The sequence below is a fragment of the Chitinimonas prasina genome (genome assembly GCF_030160395.1).
GTDB lineage: Bacteria > Pseudomonadota > Gammaproteobacteria > Burkholderiales > Chitinimonadaceae > Chitinimonas > Chitinimonas prasina.
The window spans coordinates 21,183-47,272 of record NZ_BSOG01000005.1; the positions used below are offsets into that span (position 1 = coordinate 21,183).

Genomic DNA, 26,090 nt, shown 5'->3' on the forward strand with positions numbered 1-26,090 from the left:
CGTGGCGCTGCAATAAAAGATAGCACCCACATCATAGCTGCTGAAAACAGCATGCTGCAGGCCACCGGTGACAACCATGCCAGAGCTACCAAAAAAATGGCGGGAAACCGCTACACACGGCCTCCCGCCCACCTCACCGATCGCGGCGCAGGTTTACTTGTAGATCACGCCCAATCTGTCCACGAACTTGCCAGACCGGCCATAAAAGCCCGCAATGTCTTCTACTCGTACTTCCTGGCAGCTACCTTTGCGCTCACCGCCCTCTATGCTGCGACCCTTGCTGCTGGTGAACTTGACGTAGTCCACATGCTTGCCCTCCGAGCACAGCGTAGCCTGGGTCAAGCGCTCGCCAGCGCGGATATCCAGCCACAGCGTCTTGCTGCTTCCGCCATCGCCACCGTAGCTCACCATATCGCCGTTGTTGTAGACCACGCTGATCTGGTCCAGCCGGCGGCCGGTACGGATGAAGATCTGGTTAAGCTGCTTGGGTACATGCACCTCCATATCGAAAGAGGCACCACCATCACCGCCCACCGCACTGGCGTATAACCCACCACGGCTACGCCAATTGCCCTCCTCCCGCGCATCGTTGTAAGCCACCCATGCGGTTCCCCTACCTGCTGCAGCCTTGGCGGCCAGCAAGCGCTGGTAGTCGCGCCAGCTGCCGGGATAAGCAAACACATAGCTGCTATTCATCGCCTGGCAAGCCTCCTGGCCTTGCGTCCACGGCCCGGTGGCCTGCGTCACAAACCACTCACCCGCGCTGTTCTTGCAGGCAAAGGCCTGGTTCTCGGCGCAGCTGGCATCATTGAGCCTGCCGCTGCCCCAGGAGGCAGCACAGTGCTCGGTACCGCCCATATTGTCCGGCTGGCGCTCATCCCACAGATACAGATCGCGGCTCCACTGCCCTTCTTTGGCCAGATCGCTATAGCCTATCCAGACCTCCGTCGCCCCCTTGGCCGCCTTCAAGGCCTTGTTCTCGGTTGCATTGGCAGGTGTGCCAAACTTGAAGCCATCACCGAACTCACGGGCACAGGTTTCCGGCCCATGGCGCCAGGCACCTGCGGCCTGCGTGATCTTCCAGTTCTTGCTGTCGTCGCGGCAGGCATAGCGCGCCGATGCAGTGCACACATAATCATTCCACCGGCCACTGGCGGCACTGATGGCGCAATGCTCGTTATTGCCGGCATTGTTCGGTTCCCCTTCGGCCCAGCTCCATACCGCAGTCCGTAAACGGCCATCGCTGGGGCTGAGGTAGTCGAGATTCACCGTATTGATGCCCTCGGCCAGATACCGAGCAATATCGCTGCCCGAGTAATACACCCGCTTACCCGCCGCCAGCGACGCCTTGGTCATGTCCTCCGCCCTGCGGCCTATGCCACCCAGGCCCTTGAAGGCAAACGTATCGTAGCCATAGTCATCACAGTCGCGGCGCTGGTCGTCGTAAACAATCACCTGCTTGCCCGCCGCCAGCACCTGCGCCTTGGTCAGATCGTCCGGAATGTTCATGCAACTCTTGGGCCGGTAAAGATACCCCCCGATATAGCGCTTCACCATGTCGCGCAATTCGTCTTGGTGCGTATTCAAATACCCCTCTATATACAGTATCAATACCTGGTCTTTTGCCTCATCGCTCTTGAGCCACTTCTCAATATCCTGCAAATCTTCCGACAGATATTTATCAAACATGCTGCAGCCCGCATGGTTCGATTCGCCATGGCAAAGCAACAGTTCATCACGATAGGTCGTGGTATTGACCATCTTGGTGGTCCAGTGCACATCCAGCTCAATATAACGTGCGCCCAGGCGCAATTGATCGTAAACCGAATAAGACTGCTGCGGATCCAGATAGCGATATGCCGTGGTGTCTACGCTGGAATTAAAACTGTTGTGGGTGCCTATCATGCTGTTTTCTGACAGCGGCGTATCCAGATCCAGCAAACGCTGCTGCTTCCAGGCCTTGCCCTCAAAGCTGTGCTGAAAGTCATCCACCGCCCCAGCCTGCGCCGCAAGCGGTGCCAGACAAGCAGCGGCCAATGCCATGGCATTGATTTTCCAATTCCTCATATTTCCTTCTCCCTATTGTGAGCAAAGACAAACCCAGGCAAACCCTTGGTTAATACCCCTTCAAGGCCGCCGGTTTATCAAAATGCACAATCCATTTCCCAATAAGCGCACGCCACACCGCCTTGCAACAAAAGCGAGGTGTCTGGGAGTGCCCTAAAGATGAATGATTCGTGCAGCCACCACTATAAGGATCGACAACCATAGGCTGAATACGCAAAATTGCGTATTTGGCAAGGCAGCATGCCCCACCCAGCAAGCTATCGTCCCGTCAAAACACAAGGGGCCAGCCATACGGCCAGCCCCTGTCATGCCACACCAAGCCCCCACAAAACGCAGCCCGGTTATTTCGCCGCCGCGTCTATCCCCAGCCGAACCCCTTCCGGATTGGCCACCGTCACCTGGTCGTCAAACGGCGGAAACATCGTCTGTACCGGTTTCTCGAATCGCACCAGGATGTCGTAATAGCTGCGCACGTTCTCGACGAAGATGACGGTTTCACCACCTCGGGCAAAGCCATACTTCAGCGTGCTGAAATACTCATAGTTACGCAGCAGCGGTATCACCGTTTTCAGGTCTGTCCAGCTGTTCGGGTTCTTGCCCAAGCGTTGCGCCAGCACCCGGGCATCCTCCAGGTGCGCCACCCCGATGTTGTAGCTGGCCAGCGCCAGCCAGGCCCGGTCGGGTTCCGCTATCCGTGGCGACAAGCGCTCGCGCAGCATATTGATGTATTTGGCCCCCCCCATGATGCTCTGCTTGGCATCCAGCCGGTTTTCCACCCCCAGCCGGTCGGCCGTATCCGTGGTCAGCATCATCATGCCCCGTACGCCATAGGCACTGGTCGCAAACGGGTCCCAGTGCGATTCCTGGTAGCTCAGTGCCGCCAGCATCCGCCAATCCAGCCCATAGCGCGCTTCCGCCTCGATAAACAGGGGGCGGAACTTGGGCAACACGGTATTACGCCGGCTCAGGAAGGTGGTCGCATCAATCGGCTGCAAACGGTTCGCATGGCCGTAATAGCGGTCTATCAGGCGCGCCAGCGTGCCATCCTTCTGTATCCGGGCAAAATACACTTTCAGGCGATCCACAAAGGGTTTCGGCGCATCCGCAGGCCAAGCCCAAGCCACCGGCAAGGCATCGGCCACCTCGAACGCCACCCCCACCCCAGGGTGGAAGTTCTGCGCCACCTCCGCCCCCTTGCCATCCACGATAGCGTAATCGATCAGGCCGTTCTCCACCTTCTCGATCAACTCCTCCGTATCCTGATACTGCGCCTCGTTCCAGGCCAGTTGCGGATACTTGGGCTGCAGCTCGCGCATGGTGGGCGCAAACAGACTGGCCACCATCAAAATACCCTTGCCCAGATCACCCAGACCACGGGGCTTGCGCTCCTCGGTGCGGTACACCAACACCGGCCGGTGACCAAAATAGGCTGGGCCAAACTGCACCCCCTCCGCCTGGTGCCGCGCCATCCCCACCCCAAGATGCGCCTCGTGCGCCGCCACCCGCATGGGCATCTCGGCCACCCGGGGCGACACCACGAACTTCACCTTCACCCCCAGCTCACCCGCCAAGCCCGTCACCAGGTCGTAATCCAACCCGGCATACTTGCCCTCGGCATCCACATAAAAGCTGGTCGCCCCGTTACGTATCAGCACCACCATCTCGCCCGTCTCGCTCAAGGGCGCCACAGGCTTGATCTCGGTCTCGACCGGCGCAGGCGTACACCCCACCAGCAAGCCCAGTGCTATCCACCACAGTTGGCGCAGCATGCGCATGTCATCCCCTTGTCCATCCCGCGATTGTGCCACGACCACGCAAAAAACATATGGGTTGACAAGCCGCCAATGAATAGACACAATGCGCGCCTTCGAGCCGGAGAGGTGGCAGAGTGGTCGAATGTACCTGACTCGAAATCAGGCGATGCGGCAACGTATCCGTGGGTTCGAATCCCACCCTCTCCGCCAAGTACAGCAAGGCCCAGCATGTTCTACATGCTGGGCCTTTTGCTTGTTATGTTCGCTCCGCGAACAGGGCGCTGCTTCGTAGGTAACCATCCCGCGACCCGTTTATCCAGCTTAGCCGCAGGGCCCCGAGCTTGCTCAGCGTCGCTCACAAGCCCAAGCCTAGCAGTGCCGGCTAGGCGTGTGAAAAAGCGCACGGCAACTAGTGCGCAGGTACGGCAAGCTTGCACAACAACATCCGAGGGGATTTGTTGGCCGCTCCTGGTTACCATCACGGTGCCGCAGAGCCCCCCGTGCTGACCCCACCCAGCCCACCCCGCACATGCTAGCTGCACCCGACCACACTTTCCGATAGAATGCCGCCCGCGCGCTCTTGTAGTTAAATGGATATAACGGCCCCCTCCTAAGGGGCAGTTACAGGTTCGATTCCTGTCGAGAGCGCCAGTCTCCGCAGCATCTGTCTCAGCACTCCCCGCAATCACACTCGCCATCGTTGCCGAGTACCAGAACCCGCTGCATCAGCGTAATAGCGCCCCATAGGTTCGCAAGGGCGTTGCACTCTTGACCGGTCGGTTCTCTTGCAAGTGCGGGAAACACCCCAACACCCACTGCCTGGGCAACCTGCCCTCCATACCGCCCGGGCAAGCGGGGATGAACCGCCCCGGTGGAGCGACTCCGGCTTGAGCCAATTCGAAAAAAACCCCGCCACAAACGGCGGGGTTTTTATCAGGTCAGATAACAGCGGCGCTGTTAGCTGTCTTCAGACTGCTTGCTGGCCTCGGCCAGCAAATCGGCCAGGTCCATGCCATAGCGTGCCGCCACTTTTTCTGCGGCCTCCATCAATTCACGCTTTTCCCGCAACCGGTCCAGCTTCGAATGGGTTTCTGCCTCGCGTTCGCGCTGCAATGAGCGCCAGCCATCGCCGCTGTCAAACAAGGCCTCGGCCGCAGCACGGGCCTGGCTGACGGTGGTTTCCGCCTCTCGCTCACGGTTGCTGCTGCGTGCACCTTCCAGCGGCGCAAACAGCGCCTCGGCCGCAGCGCGGAGATCCTCTACGGGGGCGGAATTACGAGGGTTATTGGGACGGTTAGACATCCTGCTATGACCAATCAAGTCCGATTAAACGAATAAAGATGATGGTAGTCGGCCCCAGGCCAAAGCCTGGAGCGCCGCACTACGATTGTTTCTTGGGCCAAACACGCTGGATCAGGGTTACACCCGCCAAAACCACGGCACCCGCAATAACACCTACCAGGCCATCCAGCAGCGTGGGCAATATAAAAGCCAGGGGGCCGGCGCTTAATGCCAGATTCTGGATAGCCACATGCAGGGCATGCACGCCATGCGTCAGAATACCGCCACCTACCAGGAACATGGCCGCTGTACCCACGATGGCCAGCGTCTTCATCAAATACGGGGCGGCTATCAGTATCCATTCGCCGAACTTGCGCTGAGCGCTGGCGAAACCACCGGTGCCTTCCTTGCGGCTCAGGTAGAGGCCACCATCGTCCAGTTTCACGATGCCGGCTACCAAGCCATATACCCCTATAGTCATGATGATGGCGATGCCTGTCAAGACCGCCGCTTGTGTAACAAAGGGTTTGTCTGCAACTGTACCCAGTGTGATGGCGATAATTTCTGCCGACAGCACGAAATCGGTACGCACCGCGCCCTTGATCTTTTCCTGCTCCAGCGCCACCAGATCGACATTCTCGTCGGCTACGGCCTTGATCAGTTCGGCATGGTGAGCCTCGTCCTCTTCCTTGCTGTGCAGGAACTTGTGCGCCAGCTTCTCAAAGCCTTCAAAGCAAAGAAAGGCGCCGCCTATCATCAGCAAGGGGGTCACCAACCATGGCACGAAGGCGCTGATGGCCAAGGCGGCCGGCACCAGTATCACCTTGTTGAGCGCGGAGCCCTTGGCAACCGCCCAGACCACCGGTAGTTCGCGGTCCGCGGCCACCCCAGCCACCTGCTGTGCGTTCAGGGCAAGGTCGTCACCCAGCACCCCCGAGGTTTTCTTGGCAGCGACTTTGGTCAATATCGCCACATCGTCCAGTATGGTGGCGACATCATCTATCAGGGCAAGCAGGCTGGAACCGGCCATAGCGTACAACTCCTTGTTTTATCTTGAATCTTTATTGCGAAAATCGTTCGCACCATCTGGTCTGCCAAGCTATCCAGGCGGCCCGCAAGCACATCCAGGGTGCGTATCGCCGCGCATCGTAGCAAGGAGTGGCACACTGTTGTTGTACTTGTCGTATATGAAATATCCCGAACCGATATCAAGCGCAGGTTTCGGGCATAATCCTCGCGCGTTTCACCCTGGTGGGTGTGACCAAAAACCCCGCTCATCCAACGCAACGTGCAAATGGCCAGTATTGACGAAGCATATACATAATATGTGAGGAAATATTCTCCACCCGCAACGACAAGGCATTTGGCGAGGTTTCCTTGAGTGCCCGTCTACACGGGCTTGCTCCTTGTCTAGCCATGGCCAAGCAGCCCCCTGTCGATTTGGCAGCGATCCGAGGTAAGCCGCTTTGAAACGACTGTTCCACTGGCTCAAGCCCCGCACAGCCAGAACCAAGATACTGTGGTTGTTCATGGTCATCAATCTGGTGACCACGGCCGCCTACACCTTCTACATCTGGGATCTGCAAGTCACCAACATCCGCGCCGCGATTGATGCCCGGCTAGTTGCTGGCGTCAGCGCGGCACCCAAGATGATAGGCCAGGACTACCTGCGCCGCGCCACCCACCCAGAGGCCATAGACCCCCGCAGTTACCTGGATCTGGTGCGCCTGCTGCATGACTACTGCCAGAAGACCGGCCTGCGCTACCTCTATGTATTCACCGAGCACAAGGGTCAGCTGGTGTATGTGGCCGATGCGGCCAACGAAGCCGAGATACGCGCCAACAACTATGGCCGCTATTTCCAGCTATACGAGATCACCCCGCACCCCGCCATACTCGATACCTTGCGTACCGGGCGCAGCAATGTCGCCGAATACAAGGATCGCTTTGGTTACTTCCGTTCGGTCTTCCAGCCCATAGAGCGGGCGGACGGTACGCGCCTGGTGGTCGGCGCCGATGTCGATATCTCCTATGTGCAGGCAGAGCTGAACAAGGCCATGTGGCAATCGCTGGCCATAGGCCTGACCATCTTTGTGGTTGGCATGCTGGCTTGCTTCTGGCTGGCGCGGGTCCTGTCGCGCCCAGTGGTGCGCCTGGCCAGCGCGGTCGATCAGGTCGCCCAGGGCGACTACCAGGCCAGGGTCAAGGTAACGGGGCAGGATGAGTTTGCCCATCTGGCAGAGGCATTCAACGCCATGGCCAATGCAGTGGCCGAGCGTGCTGCAGACAAGGCCCGCCTGCTGGCCGAGTTGGAGCATAACGAGGCAGTGCTGGAGGCCAGGGTAAAGGAACGCACGCGTGAACTGGCCGATGCCAATACCAACCTGCTGGCCCATGAGCAGGAACTGGAGCGCGCCAGGGCACAGGCCGAACAGGCGTCGGAGATGAAATCGCTGTTCCTGGCCAATATGAGCCACGAGATACGCACGCCCATGAACGCCATCATCGGCATGTCCCACCTGGCCTTGATCAGCGATCTCAACCCCAAGCAGCGTGACTATGTGGAGAAGATCCAGCGTTCTGCCCACCACCTGCTGGGCATCATCAACGACATACTGGATTTCTCCAAGGTGGAGGCCGGCAAGCTGACCCTGGAGCGCACCGACTTCGAACTGCAGGCCGTGCTCGACAATGTCCGCAACCTGGTTGGCGAAGCCTGTACCCGCAAAGGACTGGCCTTGCAGTTCGAGATCGACCCCGCCTTGCCCAAGCAGATGCAGGGGGATGCCTTGCGGCTGGGCCAGGTGCTGATCAACTTCGCCAACAATGCAGTCAAGTTCACCGACCATGGCACCGTTACCGTGCGCGCCCGCCTGCAAGAACGCGCACAGGATCAAGCCACGGTCTACTTTGAGGTGCAGGATAGCGGCATAGGCATGACACCAGAGCAGCAGGCCTTGCTGTTCCAGTCGTTCCAGCAGGCTGACGCCACCACTACCCGCAAGTATGGCGGCACGGGCCTGGGGCTGGCCATTGCCAAGGAACTGGCCACGCTGATGGGCGGCCAAGTCGGCGTACGCAGCCACCCCGGCCAGGGCAGTACATTCTGGTTTACCGCCGTTTTGGGCGTAGCAGCGCCCAAGGCCGCAAAGCCAGGCATGCCCATTGCCCTCGATTTCTCCCCCATCAGGGGGCGCCGGGTGCTGCTGGTGGAAGACAACGAGATCAATCAGGAAATCACCGTCCACCTGCTGGAACGCACCGGCGTGATCGTTACCGTGGTCGAGCACGGTGAGGCAGCCATCGAGCAGCTGGGCAAGGCCGAGTACGACCTGGTGCTGATGGACATGCAGATGCCCGTCATGGATGGCTACACCGCCACCCGCCTGGTACGCCGCCTGCCCGGCATGGATCGCCTGCCCATCGTGGCGCTGACCGCCAACGCCACGCATGATGACCGCAGCGCCTGTTTGGCGGCCGGGGTGAACGACCACCTGACCAAGCCCATAGAGCCGCAGGAACTGTTCGAGACGCTGCTGCGCTGGATACCGGCTCACGCCTGACCGTACGTCGCACAAAACCGCCGTACCATCGGTGTAGGATGAATTTCCCGCGTCAATACGTGTTCCAATCACAGGACGGCGTAAAGACCGGGGAAGGTCATGGACTATGCAGCGTTACAGCGGCGACCAGGCAAACGACTCCTGAACTTTGGGTTGGCCGTGTTGCTGCATGTCGTACTGCTGTATGGCCTGATGCATGGTCTGGCAAGGGATGTCGTCAGGTTCATCCAGCCCCCAGTCGAGGCCGAGATCATCGAGGCACCCAAGACGCCGCCGCCCGAGCTCGAACCGGTACCCCTGCCTGATATCCAGGCGCCACCACCGCCAAGCGCCTTTATTCCACCGCCAGAGGTGCGCCTGCCTGCCCCTGTGGACCCACCGGCGAGCATCACCGCCTTCACCACCACGCCCCCACCTGAGCAGGTGGCGCCTATCCGCCCCACCCCGCCTGTCGTCACCCCAACGGCACCGCCACCACCCGTAGCGCGCGAAGCCACGGTCAGTGCTCAGGTGGCCTGCAGCAATTTTGCAGCGGTCAAGGAGGGGCTGGGAGACAAGTTCGCCGTCATCGCCGATGCGGAAGGCATACAGCAGGCAGAGGTCATGCTGAAGGTGACCGCCCACGGCAACGGCCAGATCGGTGAGGTCGTCGTACAGTCATCCAGCAACCAATCGGTCGCCAAACTGGCCCGTAGCGCCGTGCGCAGGCTGCAGTGCAATACCGGCGGGCAGACCGTACAGGTGCTGGTGCCGTTTTCTTTCAAGCTGGAAGACTAGCGGGCGCGGGGCACGAGAAACTGGCAGCACCGCGCCCATCGATCACGCATAGCGATCAGGATTTATCCGGCACGAATCGCGCCAGCAAGGGCGCAAAACGCTCCGGCCAGCTTTTCAACTGGCTGGCATCGCCGTTGATCAAGCGCCGCAAAAAAGCCAGCGACAGCGCCTGTGTGGCTTCCTTGATCCTGGGGTTGAGGAAGATGCCACCGGCCTCCTTCCGATCGGTAAAGATGTTGTGGGAGCCCCCTTCGAATACCGCCAGCAGCTTCTGGCCACCACCCGTGGCATCGAACAGGGCGACCCTGTCTTCGGCATCGGAGTAATAACCCGGAATGCGTATCACATCTTCGGTATTGGTGATGTGCAAGGTCGGTATCTCTATGCCGCCCACGATACCAGCGGCGTCCTTCTCGCCATGAAATGGTGGGGCCGACAGCAGTATGGCCGCCTTGATACGTGGCTCACGCAGATTCAGCGGCTTGCCGCCACGCTCCACCTTGGCGCCGGCCAGCAGCAGCGAGGTATTGGCGCCGTAGGAATGACCCGCCGCCACGATATGCTGGGGGTTGATCAAGGGGCCCAATTCGCCATCGGCCAGCACACTATCTAGCGCGAAGCGCACATCGGCCACCCTGGCCAGGGCTTCGCTTTCATTGGCCGCCTCATGCAGGCGGGACAACAGGGTAAAGGTGTTGCCAAACCAGATTTCCCTGTCGCTGCCCACATGCTGCACATGCAGGCTGGCATAGCCCTGGCTTGCCCAGTAGCGCCCCAGATAGCTATACCCCCGGCGCGAGCCCCCCATGCCGTGCGAGAACAACACCAGCGGCACCGGTTGCTCGGCACTGGCCTGTCGGGGGAGATAGAGCCGCACCGGCACGGCACGCTGGCGCGCGTCATCCTGCCAGTCCATGTCCAGTACCTGATAGGGCAGCTCCTCTGCCTGTACGGTGGGCGGCACCGATACGGACGCAGGTTCGCCCGCCTGTACGGGCGCCACCCCTACCAGCAACAAGGCCGCCAGGGCCAGGCCCCGAGCTTGGATCAGACAGGTATCAATCGACATGGTGTGTTTCCATAAACAAGGCCAGCTCACCTACGGCCAGGGCACTACCCTGGGTCGCCTCCGCCTGCATGGCAGGCTTCAATAGACGGCCAAGGTGGCGCAGGGTTCAACTTGCCACACCCAATAGCACGGCGCACAGGCCATACCCCTCGCGCAAGGTGGCCATGCGCAGGTTTTCGGTCAAGGCCAGCAGATCGGTAGCCAGGCTGCCCAGCGCATCGTCATCCGGCGCCAATACCAGGTTGGCGCCGGCATCCAGGCATTGCTCCAGCACCAGCGAGGTCTCGTCGCGCAATACCGCAACCGCCTCATCCGGCTCCAGTTCGCCCGCCCTATGGCGCTCCAGCACTTGTCCGGCAGCCTGAACAATCGGTTCCAGCTGGTGGAACCAGCCATCAAACTCAGCCAGGCAGGCCACCCCCAGTACCAGCGGCCGATAGTGCCCCAGCGTAGTCTCGAATCTTCGCAATGCCGTCAGGTGACCTTGCAAGGCCGCCGGCAAGGTAGCGATATCGAAGCCGTCCAGGATGGATCCGCCGTCTTCGTCATCGCCTTCCGAGTCCGCTTCCCGCGTTATCTGTACGCCGGCCTTCATGGCTACCGGGCTGAGGCGGAAGTCCTGCGCTACGCCGCTCTCCTCCCAGACACCAGTGAAATAATGGCTACCATCCTTGCGCGATTTGATCTGGCCGGTCAGGGTGAAGATCACCACCTGGGTAAACTTCTCGCCACTACCCTTGGGCGAAAACACGGTGTATTCGCCCCCCACCGATTGCACCCCCTCACGCAGGGCAATCTCGAACGATCCGGCATAGCGGCCACCCTCCTCCGTCTCACCAGAGTAGTTGACCACCATGGTGTCGCCCTTGTAGCTGACCTTGTCTGCCACGCTGCGGACGTCGTCCCATTCGGGGCTGTTCGCCACCCACAATAATTCATGTTGCTTCATGGTTCTCTTTCATAACAGGCACCAGGCCCCGACGGTTGCAAAGGCAAGCCCTGTAACCAGTTTAATCAAGCGACTGTATCTGTCGCAGCCCGATTGGTGACAAAACCCTGTTTTGCCGCCCAAAGGCCGACATCCTGTTTTTGTATGGCCGCTGCCATCAAGGCCGGAAACTGATCCGGCGTGCAGGCAAAACTGGGGATATCCAGCGCAGCAAAGCGCGCGGCATTCTGGTGGTCATAACCCGGTGCACCGTCATCGCTCAGGGCCAGCAGGCAGATGACATTCACGCCAGCCGCCTTGAGCGCAGCGGCACGCTGCAGCATCTGCGACTGGTTGCCGCCCTCGTACAGATCGGTAATCAGTACCAGTATGGTTTTCTCCGGCCGGTCTATCACCTGCTGGCAGTAGCCCAGCGCCAGATTGATATCGGTACCGCCACCCAGTTGCACGCCAAACAGCAGTTCCACCGGGTCTTCTGCCGTATCGGTCAGATCCACCACCTGGGTGTCGAACACCACCATGCGGGTACGCACAGACTTGAGCGAGGCCATCACCGCAGCAAAAATACCGGCATAGACCAGCGATGCCGCCATGGAACCACTCTGATCCACGCACAGCACCACATCTCGCAACGCACTGCGCTTGCGGCCATAGCCTATCAACTTCTCGGCTACCACCGTGCGCTGCGCTGGCAGGTAGCGGCTGAGGTTGGCCTGTATGGTGCGATGCCAGTCGATTTCGCTGAGCCGTGGCCTAGTGTTGCGCTCTGCCTTGTTAAGGCTGCCGGCGATGGCCTGCCGCATGGGCTCCTTCAAGCGCTTCTCCAGCTCATCCACCACCCGGCGAACAACCTGGCGAGCGGTATCCCGCGTCCTGGCCGGCAGTACCCGCGACAGCGAAACCAGGCTGGCCACCAGGTGCACATCGGGCTCCACGGCTTCCAGCAGCTCTGGCTCCAGCAGCATCTTCTGCAGGTTCAGCCGGGTCAGGGCGTCCTGCTGCATCACCTGCACTACGGCGGTGGGGAAGAAATCACGGATATCACCCAACCAGCGCGCCACATTCGGGCAGGATGCTCCCAGGCCGCCCGCACGCGGTGCATCGTACAGCGCCTCCAGCGCGGCATCGGCACGCAGCAGCTCAGGCGAGAGCGCCGCAGCACAGCTATCCTGTGCCGCATCGCCCAGCACCAGGCGCCAGCGCTGCATGCGGTCGGTGGCCAGCAAGCTATTCTGTGTCATTGTGTCGTCTCCTTGGCAGTGCCCAGCACGGCAGCCAGCACGGGCAACACCATGGCCGCCCGCTCTCCATCCAGCTCGGCGCTGGCCGCAACCCTGGCCTGCGGCCCGCCCAGATGCTTCAGCTTGTCACCCATTTGCCGGCGTTCAGCCAGGGTGAAGCCCGAGAATGCCCGCCTGAGCAAGGGCAGCCGTTCAATGAATACCTCGTCGCCCAGACCCGTCAGCCAACTGTCCATGGCCTGCCATAGCGCATCATGCTGCAGCAACAACAGGCCGCTGCCGCGCAACACCCCTGCCAACCACCCGGTAGACTGCGCCGGCGGCATGCTGGGCGCCAGCGCCAGCCTGGCCTGCTGGGCCAGTTGCGCCGCATCAATGCGCTGCCGATCAAACGCCAGCCGCAAGGCATAGCCCTGTACGGCAGGTGCCGCACTATCCTGCCCAGCCAGTACCTGCAGGCAATCCAGCCAGTCATCGCGCAGCAGGGGTTCGTCCAGCGTGTCGATGGCGGCCTGCATCATCCCCATACGCTCCACCAGCACCTCGGCCGCCGCCTCATCCAGCTGGGTCGCTGCGGCGCCCAGGCCTACCGTTACCCGTTCCACCAGCGTGGTAATGATGGGCAGCACACTAGCGGCTTCGGTCCCCCGCACGTCGCCATAGCGCGCCACCCGCACCAGGGGTGGCAAGGCATCCATCAGGTGTCCCAGGTCGGCAGCCACGGCAGCCTGGTTCTGCACTGCCGCCAGCAGTACCGATGCCGCCACGGGCAGCTTGGCCAGCATTGCCACATCCAGCATACCGGACAGCTCGGGCAGGTGCCGGCTCTGTCCTGCCCGCTCAGACAACTGACGGCTGGCGGCCAGCGCCAGCGTGTTGCCATAGCGGCTGGCCGCAATCAATGCCACCACCATGTCGGGCGACCAGCGCAAGTCCCAGGATTCCCGGAAGGTACCCGTGCGGTTGCTGTCTGCCAGTGGCTTGCCCCAGCCCACATCCAGCACGTTCAATCGGTGCAGCAGGCAACTGCGGTGCCGGCCGCTTTCCTCGCGCAGATCCAGCTCCAGCCGCTTGTTTTCGGTGCTAGGCTTCAGCCGCAAACGCTTTTGTTCTGCTTCCAGGTCGCGCAGCAGCGGCGCATCGATGCAGCCCTCCGGTACGCTGCCCAGATGGTCGCCCACTTCCAACTGCTGCCGTATCAACGCCATGGGCAGGGGGTCGCCATGACACAGTACCGTCAGCATGGCCTCCTGTTGTTCGGCCAAGCCCGGCAAAGGCAGGTCGCGCAGGGCGGCCAGCGCCTCACTCAGCCGTACCGTCTCTATCACACTGGCCGACGAGGCATCGAGCCCGGCCTCGCGCAGCAGGCGTGCAGCCCGTGTCACCCAACGCTCGCTCGTGCCTTCAGCACACTGCCACAGATGGCGATACCACCCCGGCGAACTCACCCCGGCGCCATAGCCGCTGGCATAGGCCAGCCTGTCGTCGCTCCAGGGCACCCAGGTCGCCGCCGTACGGGTCTTGGGTAATCCCTTCAACAAAGCCATATCGGCCTTGGCGGTAGCCGCTTGGCACAGCGCCGGTACGTGCCAGGCCCCGCATACCACGGCAATCCGCTGGTAGCCGGCCTTTTGCGCCTCTCGCACCCGGCTGCGCATATGGGCCTCACGGCGCGCCTCGCGCAGGTCAGGCGGCGGTGCATGTTCGCGCAACGCAGTCATGGCCTCGGCAATGGCGGCAAACAATTCGCTGGCATCACGCCGTTGCTCTATCTCCACTTCCCACCACAGCTCGTGGTCCTCATAGCCGGCCGCTCGCGACAGCTCGCCTATCGGGTCCATGCGCCACGCTGCCAGGGTCTCGTCTGGTGCGTCCCCCTCCTCGTCGGTGTCGGCCGTCTGCTCAGCCGCCATGGCCTGGGCAAAACCGTGGGTTGCCGGCAGATCCATGAACCACAGCGGTACACCGGCCTGTTGGGCGTGCTGTATGGCCTGCCACTCGGGCGAGAACAGCGCAAATGGGTAGAACACCCCATGCTGGGGTGCTTCGGTGGGGTAGATCAGCAATGCCACCGGCGGTTGCATGGCCGGGTCAGCCGCCAGGCCGACTATGCCATCGGCCTCGGGTGGCCCTTCCAGCAGGATGATGTCAGGCGCAAGCGCCACCAGGGCCTGCTGCAAGGCGCGGGCGCAACCCGGGCCATGGTGGCGGATGCCGAAATAGCTGACGCTCATCAGTCCCACTCCGGCAAGGGTGCCAGCGGCAACACGGCCAGGTCGATATGTACCCCTGTCAGCGCACCGCTTGCGTCATAGCTACCCACCACGGCATAGGTGCCATCGCCCCAGCCCGAATGGGCCAGTATCAGGTTTTCGCCATCCGTGGCGCCGGGCAGGGAGATATTAGCCAAGCCGGCCTGCAAATGGCTCGGGTCGTCCATGCGGGCAAACCAGGCATCGGTTTGGCCGTTATCGAACAGCTCGTCCTGCCAATCCATTTCGTCCGGGTCTGGCATCAGCCTGACCACCGCATCGGCATCAACAAAGCCCACCGTACCCGAATCCACCGGAACCCCGACAAACTCATGTCCGCCCAGCAAGGGCGCCGTGATACCGGGCGCCACGGGCGTCAGAAAACGCCAGCCCACAGCAGGCTGTGCGCTGAGCAGCAGCGACAGATAGCATTCACGCAGATGGGAGCCATCCTGCTCCTCGCTGATATCAGCCACAGTAGCCACTACCGGGTAGCAGCCCGGCGGCAGTTGCAGCTCCGGATTACCCTGCCATTGCAGCGTCACGAAGGGATCACACGGCACCAACCTGCCCTGTTTGAGCCACAGCTCGCCGCAGGGCACGGTATGCAGGCGATAGCGTATGGGCTTGTCGTCCACGGTCCAGGCAAAGTCGCCTTCGGCCAAGGCCATCCAGCGATCCGGATAGATGGGGTGCAGATAGCTCATCCAACTACCCCTACACCACGTCCATACAGGCGCGGTAGAGATCCTTCCAGCCATCGCGCTCGCGCGCCACTGTTTTGAGGTACTCCAGCCAGACCAGCTTGTCCTGTACCGGGTCCTTGACGATGGCCCCCGTCAGGCTGGCTGCCAGATCAGCGGCTCGCAATACGCCGTCGCTGTAATAGCCTGCCACCGCCATGCCATGGCCCAGTACCGAGATCGCTTCGGCAGTCGAGAGACTGCCGCTGGGCGACTTCAGCTTGGTCTTGCCATCCTCGGTCAGGCCGCTGCGTAGCTCGCGGAACACCGCAACCACCCGGCGCACCTCCTCCAGCGCCGGCTTTTCCGCAGGCAGCTCCAGTGCGCGTCCCAATTCGGCTACCCGGCGGCTGACGATGGCCACCTCTTCGTCAAAGGTCTCCGGGGTCGGTAAGATCACGGTATTGAAACGCCGCATCAAGGCCGAGGACATTTCGTTCACTCCCTTGTCGCGGTTATTGGCGGTGGCGATCACATTGAAGCCACGGCGTGCCTGTACCTCAATACCTAGCTCAGGCACGGGCAAGGTTTTTTCCGACAACAGGGTAATCAGGGTGTCCTGCACTTCGCTGGGCACCCGTGTCATTTCCTCCAGTCGCGCCAGCTTGCCGTCACGCATGGCCTTAAGCATGGGGCTGGCTACCATCGCACCTTCCGACGGGCCTTCGGCCAACAGGCGGGCGTAGTTCCAGCCATAACGCAGTGCCGACTCATCTGTGCCTGCCGTACCTTGTATCAGCAGACTGGAATCACCACTGATGGCCGCCGCCAGATGCTCCGATACCCAGCTCTTGGCCGTACCCGGAACACCATAAAGCAATAACGCACGGTCGGTTGCCAGGGTGGCGACGGCAATCTCGATCAACCGTGGACTGCCGATGTACTTGGGGCTGACCTGGAAGCCATTCTCCAGCGTACCCCCCAGCAGGTAGGTCTTGACCGCCCAGGGCGACAGCAGCCAATTGCCTGGGCGCGGTTTCTTGTCCTGGCTGGCCAGCTCGGCCAGCTCCTCGGCAAACTGTTGCTCGGCGTGCTGGCGCAGCACGGCATTCAGGCTATTGGACGCAGGTGCGTTCATAGCGGCATCTCCTTGATAAAGGTCTGTTTGGCTTGCAGCAGCAGGACAATACGGTCCAGCTGCTCGAGATGGTATGGGTGGAAGGAGGTAGTCCCTTCCAACCCTTTTTGCTGCAGATGCTGGCAGTAGGCCAGCAACGCTGGCATTGAGGCATCCTCGGAGGAGAGCGCCATCCAGTCGAACATGGACAAGCGGTACTCCAGGCCAGAGCGCGCCTCCGTCTCAACGAAGACATCAAGCACCTGGTTCAGGCGAGCCGGCGTCATGGGCACAGCCCGTTGCCGCCACACGGCCACGATATCGTTCAGCCCCTGCGTTCCATTGAGCACAGGCAACAGTTCATCAAGGCGTTCAGTCGGAATGACTGCCACCAGGCGTTCGTGCCATTGCATGAACAAGGGGTACATTTTTCGCCGGTCCTGGAACAGCAGAAGCTCGGCCCACTCGGCATCCTTGAATCGCAGTGCTGCCTCCATCAGGCTACACAGCAGCTCACTTCCCCATTCATGCGCTTCAATCTGCGGCAGTAATGCGGCTACCGGCAGACCGGCCTGCTGGCACCAGCGCGACGGCGGCACCCGCATCAGCAGCTGCGTCAACCACCAGCTGCGTTTCGCCTTGAGCAGCTCGGTTTCCTTTAGGCCATCACGCTCCCATGCCTTGTCAAATTCAGGCGGCAACGACACCTGCAACACCGTTTCGCCCTGTCCGCCATCCACAGGCACCCATTGCATATAGGGCGCTATGCGCTGCCACTGCCGCTCACAGTAGGCGCTGTCCGGCAGCCGCGACAGCAATTCCCCTATACCCTGGCGCACCGTGGCGCTCTTATCCGCCAACAGGTTTTCCAGCGTATCGGCGTCATCCAGACTCAAGCCCTGCTCCAAGGCTTGTATCAACGCCAGCCTGGCATCGGCCTTCTCCTTGGGCAGCGCTGCCAGCAGCAGGCTGCGGGCAGCAACGGGGTCGCGCCGACGCTGCTCGGCCAGCACCTGGCAGCGCAACTTGAGATCGCCCTCCTCCCACAGCCGCAGCAATGCGGCATCGCCCAGTGTGTCCAGTTCCAGCACATCGGGCGCAGCCCAATCCGGGTTGTGCGCCGCCAGCCAGCGGCCTCGCTCGCCTATTACTGGCCACCACAGCTGGCGCTGCTTTGCCTGCGACAGCACAGCCGGCAACAGGGCTTCCGGCAGGCGGTAACCAGTCTGCTGCATACGCTGCACCACCCACGGGGCCAACTCGTGCTGGGTCTTGTCCAGCAGACTGCTGAGCGACGACCACAGTACTGCCGGTAGTACCGGCTGCGCGTCCAGCGGCGCCTGTCGTGGCAGGGGAGCGCGCGCAGGCTTGTAGCCCGCCGTGGCCATCACGGCCTCGCCACCAGCCTGCCAGAGCAGCCTTTGCTCGCGGCTGCCAGCTGGCAGCAGCGCTGTTACGGCATCATTGGAGGCCACGTCCATCGGCAGGTTGGCCGTACCCACCAGGGCAAGCCGGGTCAGTTCATTCATCGCAAGGCTCCCGTCAGCGCGTGGTAGCGCCCATCCATCTGCAGGCCCAGCGCTCGTGCTGCTTCGCCATCCCACTCCACGGCAAGGTCATATGCCTGGCCGCCAGCCAAGGCCAGCCACAGCCAGGGCGCTGGCGGATGCAATGGCAGCGCCTGGCCCTGCTGGTCCACCAGGCACCAATGCTCGCCCTGCTGTACGGGTGTGACTGCGGTCAATACGGCGGGCAGGCGTTCGTGCCAAGGGTTGGTCGCCAGCGCCTGGGCTGCCCGCAGCAATAGCTGGGGTATGGATTCTGCCTGCCACAAGGCCGTGGGCAAGGCCGCCGGCTGCGCCACCCCTTTGAGCATGGCGCGTAGGCCCTGGCCGGGCCAGAATGCCAGCTCGGCCTCAAAGGCGGTGCCCGGCATCCAGGTGGCCGCAAAAGCCTGGTTGCCGACCGCAAACTGCAGCAGTAAGCCACGCCGGCCACTGTGCCGCCCCTGCACCCAGGTGCGCTGCACCCGCACCCGCTCAGCGTCTTCCGCCACTTGGCCCAAGATCTGCCACTCGTCCTGCTGCGTATCCCCATGCGCCAGCACCTCCTCCTCGCGCACCGGGTAACCCAGGTATTGCAGAAGGGTCTGCTGCAGCGCCGGCGTCAAGCTTGCCAGCCCTTCATAGGCACGCAGCGCCAGCGCCATGCGTCCCAGTTCGGCCAGCAGTTTCTCGGGCCAATCCGGCCGGCTGCCGGGCAGGTCGGCCAGGGCCTGCAAGCGGTTGGCCAGGCCGGGCAATTGGGCATCCACCATGCGGGCAGCCTGCTGCTCCCACAGTGCTGCACCCTCGGCCGGCAGGCGGGCCAGACCATTGCGCACCAGGTCTTCCAGCCATACCTGCAAGGCCGCCATCCCGTCGCGAGCACGGCCATCGCGTTTCTCTGCTCGCTTCTGCTGGGCGGCCTCATCGATCGGTGCTTCTGCCTTGGCTGCTGCCTTGGCTTCCTTCCTGGCCGCCGTATCAGATCGCTTGTCCAGCCACTCGGCCACCCAGGCAGGCTCGCTACCGTCTGCCACCAGTTGCGGCTGGTTGGCAGTCAGCACCAGCAAGCCCAGCGCGTGCTTGCACGGAAACTTGAAACTGGGGCAGGAGCATTTGCTTGCGAAGTCGGCCATGTCCAGCCGCACCTGGTACGGTTTGGCGCCACTACCCTGGCACTCACCCCAGAGGGCGCGCTGGCTACGGCCCAGCAAGGGCCAGTTCTTGGCTTGCGCAAGCTTCTTGCCATTGCTGGCAGAGCCCGCATCAGGCGCCAATGCCAGCACCTGTTGTTCAGTCAATTGCATGAGGGGGAGGATGGCGAGGAAAAACGCGGAAATTAGCACAATCGCGCTACCGCATGGGCAATGCCCTGCGGCAAGCCAACACGCCGCGATGACTTGTGCTCACCAGGCGTGTTCAGTGACGCAGATCGTCCCATACGGGTACGGCAGCCAGCAGCAAGAGCAAGCCAGCCAACGGCACCGACGCCACAAAGCCCAGGCTATTGAACCCCCAGGCTCCCAACAACCCGCCCAGGAAGAACATCCCTAGCAAGGCCGACAGCAATTGCAGGCGCTCGCGGTTGGCCGTCACCGGCGGCAGATGCCCGGCCTGGTTCCAGTAACACAATCGCCCTAACTCGATGCCTATGTCGGTCACCAGGCCTGTAACATGGGTGGTACGTATCTCGGCCCGCGATATCTTGGTGATCATGGCATTCTGCAAACCCATGATGTAGCAGAGCAAGGCCACGGTGGCCGGCACCAGCACCACAGCATGACGCGACATGGCCGCCCCCATCAGGCCAAACCCCAGCAGGAGGACGGCTTCCAGCACCAGGGGTAGGGCAAACTCGCTATGCGCCTGCCGCCGGCGCCCCCAGTTGATCAGTATGGCCGACGTCGCCGCACCAGACAGGAATGCCAGCAAGCCCCCTAACCCGGCCCCCACCAGCGTCCAGCGGCTCAGCACAATATCGTCTGCCATGGCCGAGACGATGCCCGACATATGCGAGGTGTACTGCCCCACAGCCAGAAACCCGCCCGCATTGGCGGCCCCCGCCACCAGGGCGAGCGACAAGCCCAGTTGCCGGTTGGCCGCATCGGTGCGATCACGGCTGGTCAGTTTGCGCAGGTAGTGTATGGGCATGGCGGTCGAGGCAGGGTCAGTTCACAAGTTTAGCTGACCCTCAGCTTCTAAGAGCCTCAGATTCCAAACGTGTACGCCGTATTGCGAGCGCAGTAAATCTGCCAGGCATCCCACCATGGCATCACCGACCTACGCCAGCCTCATGTACCAGCAGAGACGAAGCGGCCGGCGCAATACAGCAAACAATCAATCAGTTACACGCAAAAACCGGCACCCAACGCGGTTGGAGGGAGGGATGAATATCGCGTAACCGGATGCATCCGTGCATCCCTAGCTGACAGATACCTGCACACCCCCATCAGCCAGCGCAGTTTGCTCGAATGCCACCGGCAGGAACTTCTCGATCACGGCCATATTAGTCAACAGGTGCGACGACGCCGTAACGGCAGTAAAGCTACCACCGCCCGCCAGTGCCATCGGCAGCAGCAATTGGTCCGCCAGGTACTCGCCAACGGCTGCCGTGCTCTGCAGGTAGTGGCGCGCCTCGCGCGCCGCCTGGTCTGCCACCGCCTCTGCCGATACGCCTTTTTCACCAAAGCCGCTGAACAGCTCGGTCAGGTTGTCATGGCGCACGGTCAGCAGCAGCACGTTGCCTGGGCCCTCCTTGGCCGGCAACTCACGCACCCGCCCATCCACATAGGCGATCTGGCCGCTCACCCGCTCCACCTCTCGGCGCGCCACCTGGCCCGGCACGCCGGCCACCCTGGCCTCGGCCAGCATGCCTTGCAAGGCGCCGCGCTCAATCAGGCTGATGGGCTGCAGCTTGGCGATGGGTGTCACACTGGCCGTCATCTCGCCGCCGCCTGCCGGGTAAAAGCCATGACGCTGCAAGGCCAGCGCCTGCTGCGCCCCCATGCGCGCCAGCAATGGCTGCCAGACTTCGGTCAGGAAATCAGCAGGCGGCGCAGCCCGGTTATGGGTACCACCACTCACCGCCACGGTACTGGCGCCATCGGCAAACCAGAGTGCCGGCAGCACCGTCTGCAACACCAGGGTGCAGCTCCCGGCCGTGCCTATGGCAAAGCGGTAATCGCCACCGCGTATGGCACCTGGCGCAAAGCTCAGTTCGGCCGAGCCCACCACGTCCCCCACCACGCTGGCGCCCGAAATCGCCTTGGCCGCCTGCACGGCCGTCAAATGCTGGCGCAACAACCCCGGCTTGCTGCGCTTGGCACGTATCCGCTCCATGCGGAACGGTATCCCGGTAATCATGGACAAGGTCAACGCTGTACGCAGCACCTGCCCACCGCCTTCACCTTCGGCGCCGTCGAGTTCTATCCAATCCATCTGCTTCATTTTCATCCAGCTCATCTTTGCTTCAAATACACATACAAACACCTAGCATTGCCATTTCAACGGGTACCCCTACGCCATACGTGCAGAGTATCCCTATCTGTCCTTGGAGCAGGCCTAGGCAAGTAGAACAGCACAACATCCTGTATATGGAAAAAATATTCACTTACTCTGGCCACATCTTGAAATGATGCAAGTCACGACTCAGATATGGCATGGTTTTTACAAGCGCCAATACCTCAGACTTACCCAGCAAACGACGGATAAACTCTCTATCTGCCGCATAAGGATTGGCGTACTTCAACCCAGTTGGTGTATCCCAGCTACGCAAAATACCTAGAGCCACAGCTTGTTTTCGCTCATCCTGCGCCAACTCAAGCATCAGGCCCACGCTACGCCACAGACCCAGCTTCCAGGTCAGAGACAACGCCAAGCCATCCTCATCACGTTGCCAAGCAGCCATAGCCATCTCGTACCCTGCTTCTGCAGTCACCAGGATATGTGTCCCAATCTGCTCGACGAAGTAACGTTTGAGCTTTAGCGAAGCATCACGCCAAACCAATTTGAGCCATTCCTCTTGCTCAGCTGGCGCATGCTTGATTAATAGCTGCAAGGCGGCCTTCCGTATGCGTGCCCTGGAATGCCCCACATGCAACCGCGCCAATGGCAAGGCCTCAGCTATTCCATCTCTCTCGGCCTCACAGAGCAGCGACTCCAGTTCGGTCGCCGAAAACACGCCTTGGTCCAGAGCATTTCGATACTGCAACCTTACGTCCACCGACAATTGCCCCAGATACCAACGGGTCATTTCTCTCACACCGCGTGATGCACTAAACAAGAGCGGAAGTAGCCATATCCGCTTTTGCTCATCATCTGCATTGCTCTTCATCACCAGAATCAAAGCCTGCTTTTGCACTGCGGATGATTCATCGCGCAATGCGGAGACGACCAACTCCAGCACAGCATCAACTGATGTATGCGGTATCGCAGCAAGGCTACAAAGCCTGACGGTGAAATCCGAGTGCGACAGTCCTTCACGCAAACCTATGCAATTACCTTCCTTGCCCATCACCCAAGCAAGCAAATGCCTTGCGGCCGGGCCACGTCCTGCATGGAATGCATCAATCAGAGCAGCCCTATTCTTTGGTTCAGCGAGCAAATCTGCGATAGCGCTCAATACGCGCTCATGACTCAGCCGCGTTTTCTGGCGCAATGCCATCCACTGCTTGGTACAAGCCAGGATATCCGCCACCTTACCGGCGTCGATATAGCCCCAGCAAATCTGAAGCGCGAGGTTACGTATCTCAGGCACATGGTCATTCATCCTTTCCAGCACAAGGGACAAGGCAATAGCGCAGGGCCACTGCTGGAGATAGCGCAGGGCTGCCTCACGATTGAAGCCGTCCCGATGGCGCGACAAGGCGATGGCGTACTCGTTATTCATCTTGGACATGGCAAATAGTCTGGTAATTAATATGGTGCTACGAAACATTGGGTGCGGCGAAACCACTCTGCCGCAGCGACTTCATCGCAATCACAAGCAGGATTCTCACTGTAACTCCCGCCCCAGTACCACAAGGCGGGGGAAGCTTACCGAAAAAACGGGTGTATCCGTGCTCAAACGCCAACCGGTCAACAACCCGGCCATGGCTGCCGGCCAGTCTGCCCCCAGTCACCACGCGGCGGTGGGGGCAGTAAGTCAATCAACACAACTGCGTTGATCTTGCTTGCTGACGGCGCCTGGGCATCAGGCACGGACTTGCCCCAGACCGCCGTAGAGCCTGTTCACGATCTTTTCGTCCTGGGGTGAGAAATCGTGAACAGGCGCTAGCTCATCAAGCTCTGCCGCAGCAGGGCATCCAGCGCTGCATCCGTCCCGGCTGGCCGCTTGTAATCGGCAGGCGGCACCTCGGCAGCCAGGCCATGCTCGATAAAGTCGTGTATCAGCTGGAAACGCGCGCCGTACTCAGCTTCGCCCGATGCCATCTTGATCAGCAGCAGTTGGTTGATCTCGGCACGTAGCGCAGGGTCGGTCACCATCACATCGGCCAAATCCGCAAAGCGCATGGGCGGTATGCCGCGGCCGGATGCTATCCACTGGGCCGCCAGCAGCGGCCGCAGCACATATAGATACTTCTTCAGGCGTACCTGCTCGCCCTGCAGATAGCCACGGAAGTTCTTCCTGGCCATGGCCAGGTAGTGATAGCGACCCTTGAGCCCGGAGAAAAACGCTGGTGCCAGTGCGCGCAGTTGTGCCGCCAGCGCCGCCTCCTCCCGGTAGATCACAGGCGAATCCAGCCACTCGAACAGGGTAGGATTGGAGCGACGCAGCAATTGCAAAGCCTTGCGCAACTCCCAGCCACAGACATCGAGTTCATCGCTGATGGGCACCTCGATCACATCGCGCTGGGGCTCGACCTGCAGGTACCAGTCCAGCTTGTGCACATAGACAAAGCGCACGTCGTAATCACTATCGGGCGAGGCAAAACCCCATCCACGGCTGCCCGACTCGCAGGCGAACAGTACTCGCACGTCGTGGCGTTGCTCTATGGCCTGCAGTTCTGTCATCACACGGGCATGGATGGCCGGCGCTATCGGGTGTTCGTAAAGCAGTTTCATCACACTTCAATCTTTCGGTTAGGCCTTGCCATGCAGTCAGCGATGCCAGCGATGGCCAAGGCACACCGGGCTTATCCCTTCACGCACACCACCTGGCGCAGGGTATGCACCACTTCCACCAGTTCGGACTGCGCTGCCATCACGGCATCGATGTCCTTGTAGGCCATCGGAATTTCATCAATCACGTCCGAATCCTTACGGCATTCGACGTGGGCGGTAGCGCGCACCTGGTCATCCACGGTAAAGCGCTTCTTGGCCTGGGTACGGCTCATGGTTCGTCCGGCACCGTGGCTACAGGAGCAGAACGATTCTTCGTTACCCAGCCCGCGCACGATAAAGCTCTTGGCACCCATGGACCCCGGGATGATCCCCAGCTGCCCCTTCTGTGCCGATACTGCCCCCTTACGGGTTACCAGCACTTCCTTGCCGAAGTGCGTTTCCTTCTGCACGTAGTTGTGGTGGCAGTTCACCGCTTCCACATCGGCAGCAAATGGTTTGCTGATCACCTTGCGGGCGGCGGCAATCACGTTCTGCATCATCACGGCGCGGTTACGGCGGGCAAAATCCTGCGCCCAACCCACGGCTTCCACATAGTCATCAAAGTGCTGGCTACCTTCCTCGAAGTAAGCCAGGTCACGGTGTGGCAGGTTGGCGATATGCTGACGCATATCGGCCTGTGCCAGTTCGATGAACAGGTTACCGATGGCATTACCAACACCACGCGACCCCGAGTGCAGCATGAACCAGACGCGGTTGGCTTCATCAAGGCAAACCTCGATAAAGTGGTTACCGGTACCTAGCGTTCCCAGGTGCTTATGGTTGTTGGTGCGCTCCAGCGCCGGGTATTTCTCGGTGATGCGCTTGAACCCGCCGTGCAGTTCCGACCACATGCTATCCACGGTTTCGGGCGGGGTATCCCAGGCGCCCTTATCGCGCTTACCCATGGTCTTACCATGCGGCACGGCGGCCTCAATGGCGCTACGCAGTCCGGCCAGGTTATCGGGCAGGTCAGCGGCCGTCAGCGTGGTACGGGCGGCCATCATGCCGCAGCCGATATCCACTCCTACCGCGGCAGGGATAATGGCGCCCAGGGTGGGAATCACGCTACCAATGGTGGAACCCTTACCCAGGTGTACATCAGGCATCACCGCCAGATGCTTGTAGATAAAAGGCATCTTGGCCGTGTTCTTCAGCTGCTCGCGGGCTTCGTCTTCCACGGGTACCCCTTCGGTCCACAGCTTGATGGGCTTACCGTTGGCAACTTCCAGTAGTTGGTGCTTCATATTGCTTGCTTTCATCCTTGCTTGATCTTGATCGGGCTTGCGCCTGGCGCAAACCCATCCTGCTTGTGCGGGCCGCTCAACTGGCCACCCGCTAGATACCTATACGCATCTGGCCGCTATGGGCCAGGCGCCGCTCCCGCCTGCAGGTCAGGCAGCGCACGGCAGTAGAGTACACATAGCCCTTGGCTGTCTCGTACCACCATTGCTGCTGCTCTGCTGTCCATACCTGGCGCGCACCGCAGTCGCGGCAGATAAAGCGCCGATCCTGGTAATACCCGTCATGCACGAACTGGGGCTCGCCGTAGCTATTGCAGGGAGCCAGTCTGGCGCGGTTTACCGGCACCCTGGGAACCGCCTCCAGTGCCAGCGCAGCTGCCCTGGTTTTCCTTGCATCGCGCCGGGCCATGATGGCGGCGCGTTTCTGTTTTCCGCTTTGCATTTCCATAC

Annotated in this window: 19 protein-coding genes, 2 tRNA genes and 1 pseudogene; 4 read left to right on the forward strand and 18 right to left on the reverse strand. The window is 61.1% G+C overall.

The window, feature by feature from the left end:
- Window positions 1-153 precede the first annotated feature (153 nt).
- Both QQK16_RS16985 and mltF read right to left on the reverse strand, forming a co-directional pair.
- Entirely contained in the window at window positions 154-2,067 is a 1,914-nt protein-coding gene (locus tag QQK16_RS16985) for a jacalin-like lectin (protein ID WP_284197675.1), read from the reverse strand.
- 341 nt (window positions 2,068-2,408) lie between these two features.
- A complete protein-coding gene (gene mltF / locus QQK16_RS16990; RefSeq protein ID WP_284197676.1) occupies window positions 2,409-3,836 on the reverse strand; it encodes a membrane-bound lytic murein transglycosylase MltF in 1,428 nt (475 codons plus the stop codon).
- Window positions 3,837-3,941: 105 nt separating this feature from the next.
- On the opposite strand from mltF, the gene QQK16_RS16995 reads away from it, so the two are divergent.
- Together QQK16_RS16995 and QQK16_RS17000 are read left to right on the forward strand one after the other, a co-directional pair.
- Window positions 3,942-4,031: transfer RNA gene (locus QQK16_RS16995), tRNA-Ser, on the forward strand.
- A 366-nt stretch (window positions 4,032-4,397) separates the two neighbouring features.
- Window positions 4,398-4,472: transfer RNA gene (locus QQK16_RS17000), tRNA-Arg, on the forward strand.
- Between the two features lie 306 nt (window positions 4,473-4,778).
- On the opposite strand, the gene QQK16_RS17005 is transcribed toward QQK16_RS17000, so the two are convergent.
- The gene (locus QQK16_RS17005) at window positions 4,779-5,123 is read right to left on the reverse strand and encodes a hypothetical protein (protein ID WP_284197677.1); all 345 of its coding nucleotides are present in this window, start codon (window positions 5,121-5,123) and stop codon (window positions 4,779-4,781) included.
- 79 nt (window positions 5,124-5,202) lie between these two features.
- The gene (locus tag QQK16_RS17010) at window positions 5,203-6,132 is read right to left on the reverse strand and encodes a DUF808 domain-containing protein (RefSeq protein ID WP_284197678.1); all 930 of its coding nucleotides are present in this window, start codon (window positions 6,130-6,132) and stop codon (window positions 5,203-5,205) included.
- 436 nt (window positions 6,133-6,568) lie between these two features.
- Between QQK16_RS17010 and QQK16_RS17015 the strand changes: the two genes are divergently transcribed.
- Window positions 6,569-8,665 (forward strand): ATP-binding protein, encoded by a 2,097-nt coding sequence (locus QQK16_RS17015; RefSeq protein WP_284197679.1) that lies wholly within the window; start codon window positions 6,569-6,571, stop codon window positions 8,663-8,665.
- A 99-nt stretch (window positions 8,666-8,764) separates the two neighbouring features.
- Window positions 8,765-9,442: a hypothetical protein gene (locus QQK16_RS17020; RefSeq protein ID WP_284197680.1), complete on the forward strand. Its 678-nt coding sequence runs from the start codon at window positions 8,765-8,767 to the stop codon at window positions 9,440-9,442.
- A 55-nt stretch (window positions 9,443-9,497) separates the two neighbouring features.
- On the opposite strand, the gene QQK16_RS17025 is transcribed toward QQK16_RS17020, so the two are convergent.
- From QQK16_RS17025 to QQK16_RS17090, 14 genes and pseudogenes are all read right to left on the reverse strand, one after another.
- Window positions 9,498-10,511 (reverse strand): alpha/beta hydrolase family protein, encoded by a 1,014-nt coding sequence (locus QQK16_RS17025; RefSeq protein ID WP_284197681.1) that lies wholly within the window; start codon window positions 10,509-10,511, stop codon window positions 9,498-9,500.
- 106 nt (window positions 10,512-10,617) lie between these two features.
- The gene (locus QQK16_RS17030; RefSeq protein WP_284197682.1) at window positions 10,618-11,460 is read right to left on the reverse strand and encodes a hypothetical protein; all 843 of its coding nucleotides are present in this window, start codon (window positions 11,458-11,460) and stop codon (window positions 10,618-10,620) included.
- A gap of 65 nt (window positions 11,461-11,525) precedes the next feature.
- Window positions 11,526-12,701: a vWA domain-containing protein gene (locus tag QQK16_RS17035; protein WP_284197683.1), complete on the reverse strand. Its 1,176-nt coding sequence runs from the start codon at window positions 12,699-12,701 to the stop codon at window positions 11,526-11,528.
- The gene (locus QQK16_RS17040; protein ID WP_284197684.1) at window positions 12,698-14,935 is read right to left on the reverse strand and encodes a DUF5682 family protein; all 2,238 of its coding nucleotides are present in this window, start codon (window positions 14,933-14,935) and stop codon (window positions 12,698-12,700) included. Before QQK16_RS17040 ends, QQK16_RS17035 begins: the two co-directional genes overlap by 4 nt.
- The gene (locus tag QQK16_RS17045; RefSeq protein WP_284197685.1) at window positions 14,935-15,660 is read right to left on the reverse strand and encodes a DUF4241 domain-containing protein; all 726 of its coding nucleotides are present in this window, start codon (window positions 15,658-15,660) and stop codon (window positions 14,935-14,937) included. Before QQK16_RS17045 ends, QQK16_RS17040 begins: the two co-directional genes overlap by 1 nt.
- 10 nt (window positions 15,661-15,670) lie before the next feature.
- Complete coding sequence (locus QQK16_RS17050; RefSeq protein ID WP_308447069.1) at window positions 15,671-16,774, reverse strand: ATP-binding protein; 1,104 nt, start codon at window positions 16,772-16,774, stop codon at window positions 15,671-15,673.
- The gene (locus QQK16_RS17055) at window positions 16,771-18,282 is read right to left on the reverse strand and encodes a DUF5691 domain-containing protein (protein WP_284197686.1); all 1,512 of its coding nucleotides are present in this window, start codon (window positions 18,280-18,282) and stop codon (window positions 16,771-16,773) included. Before QQK16_RS17055 ends, QQK16_RS17050 begins: the two co-directional genes overlap by 4 nt.
- Complete coding sequence (locus QQK16_RS17060; RefSeq protein ID WP_284197687.1) at window positions 18,279-19,604, reverse strand: SWIM zinc finger family protein; 1,326 nt, start codon at window positions 19,602-19,604, stop codon at window positions 18,279-18,281. The genes QQK16_RS17055 and QQK16_RS17060 overlap by 4 nt, the downstream gene beginning before the upstream one ends.
- 118 nt (window positions 19,605-19,722) lie before the next feature.
- A pseudogene (locus QQK16_RS17065) lies at window positions 19,723-20,448 on the reverse strand (YoaK family protein); the annotation flags it as partial.
- 270 nt (window positions 20,449-20,718) lie between these two features.
- The gene (gene rtcA, locus QQK16_RS17070) at window positions 20,719-21,759 is read right to left on the reverse strand and encodes an RNA 3'-terminal phosphate cyclase (protein WP_308447070.1); all 1,041 of its coding nucleotides are present in this window, start codon (window positions 21,757-21,759) and stop codon (window positions 20,719-20,721) included.
- 148 nt (window positions 21,760-21,907) lie between these two features.
- Window positions 21,908-23,194, reverse strand: coding sequence for a hypothetical protein (locus QQK16_RS17075; protein WP_284197689.1), 1,287 nt, complete (start codon window positions 23,192-23,194; stop codon window positions 21,908-21,910).
- 374 nt (window positions 23,195-23,568) lie between these two features.
- The gene (locus QQK16_RS17080) at window positions 23,569-24,360 is read right to left on the reverse strand and encodes a nucleotidyltransferase domain-containing protein (RefSeq protein WP_284197690.1); all 792 of its coding nucleotides are present in this window, start codon (window positions 24,358-24,360) and stop codon (window positions 23,569-23,571) included.
- 71 nt (window positions 24,361-24,431) lie between these two features.
- A complete protein-coding gene (locus QQK16_RS17085; protein ID WP_284197691.1) occupies window positions 24,432-25,643 on the reverse strand; it encodes an RtcB family protein in 1,212 nt (403 codons plus the stop codon).
- Between the two features lie 91 nt (window positions 25,644-25,734).
- A complete protein-coding gene (locus QQK16_RS17090) occupies window positions 25,735-26,082 on the reverse strand; it encodes a zinc-ribbon domain containing protein (RefSeq protein ID WP_284197692.1) in 348 nt (115 codons plus the stop codon).
- Window positions 26,083-26,090 lie beyond the last annotated feature (8 nt).

Excerpts from the sequence above, each read along its gene's own strand:
- QQK16_RS16985 (WP_284197675.1), bottom strand. The coding sequence starts at position 2,067 with ATGAGGAATTGGAAAATCAATGCCATGGCATTGGCCGCTGCTTGTCTG.
- mltF (WP_284197676.1), bottom strand. The coding sequence starts at position 3,836 with ATGCTGCGCCAACTGTGGTGGATAGCACTGGGCTTGCTGGTGGGGTGT.
- QQK16_RS17005 (WP_284197677.1), bottom strand. The coding sequence starts at position 5,123 with ATGTCTAACCGTCCCAATAACCCTCGTAATTCCGCCCCCGTAGAGGAT.
- QQK16_RS17010 (WP_284197678.1), bottom strand. The coding sequence starts at position 6,132 with ATGGCCGGTTCCAGCCTGCTTGCCCTGATAGATGATGTCGCCACCATA.
- QQK16_RS17020 (WP_284197680.1), top strand. The coding sequence starts at position 8,765 with ATGGACTATGCAGCGTTACAGCGGCGACCAGGCAAACGACTCCTGAAC.
- QQK16_RS17025 (WP_284197681.1), bottom strand. The coding sequence starts at position 10,511 with ATGTCGATTGATACCTGTCTGATCCAAGCTCGGGGCCTGGCCCTGGCG.
- QQK16_RS17030 (WP_284197682.1), bottom strand. The coding sequence starts at position 11,460 with ATGAAGCAACATGAATTATTGTGGGTGGCGAACAGCCCCGAATGGGAC.
- QQK16_RS17035 (WP_284197683.1), bottom strand. The coding sequence starts at position 12,701 with ATGACACAGAATAGCTTGCTGGCCACCGACCGCATGCAGCGCTGGCGC.
- QQK16_RS17040 (WP_284197684.1), bottom strand. The coding sequence starts at position 14,935 with ATGAGCGTCAGCTATTTCGGCATCCGCCACCATGGCCCGGGTTGCGCC.
- QQK16_RS17045 (WP_284197685.1), bottom strand. The coding sequence starts at position 15,660 with ATGAGCTATCTGCACCCCATCTATCCGGATCGCTGGATGGCCTTGGCC.
- QQK16_RS17050 (WP_308447069.1), bottom strand. The coding sequence starts at position 16,774 with ATGAACGCACCTGCGTCCAATAGCCTGAATGCCGTGCTGCGCCAGCAC.
- QQK16_RS17055 (WP_284197686.1), bottom strand. The coding sequence starts at position 18,282 with ATGAATGAACTGACCCGGCTTGCCCTGGTGGGTACGGCCAACCTGCCG.
- QQK16_RS17060 (WP_284197687.1), bottom strand. The coding sequence starts at position 19,604 with ATGCAATTGACTGAACAACAGGTGCTGGCATTGGCGCCTGATGCGGGC.
- rtcA (WP_308447070.1), bottom strand. The coding sequence starts at position 21,759 with ATGAGCTGGATGAAAATGAAGCAGATGGATTGGATAGAACTCGACGGC.
- QQK16_RS17075 (WP_284197689.1), bottom strand. The coding sequence starts at position 23,194 with ATGTCCAAGATGAATAACGAGTACGCCATCGCCTTGTCGCGCCATCGG.
- QQK16_RS17080 (WP_284197690.1), bottom strand. The coding sequence starts at position 24,360 with ATGAAACTGCTTTACGAACACCCGATAGCGCCGGCCATCCATGCCCGT.
- QQK16_RS17085 (WP_284197691.1), bottom strand. The coding sequence starts at position 25,643 with ATGAAGCACCAACTACTGGAAGTTGCCAACGGTAAGCCCATCAAGCTG.
- QQK16_RS17090 (WP_284197692.1), bottom strand. The coding sequence starts at position 26,082 with ATGCAAAGCGGAAAACAGAAACGCGCCGCCATCATGGCCCGGCGCGAT.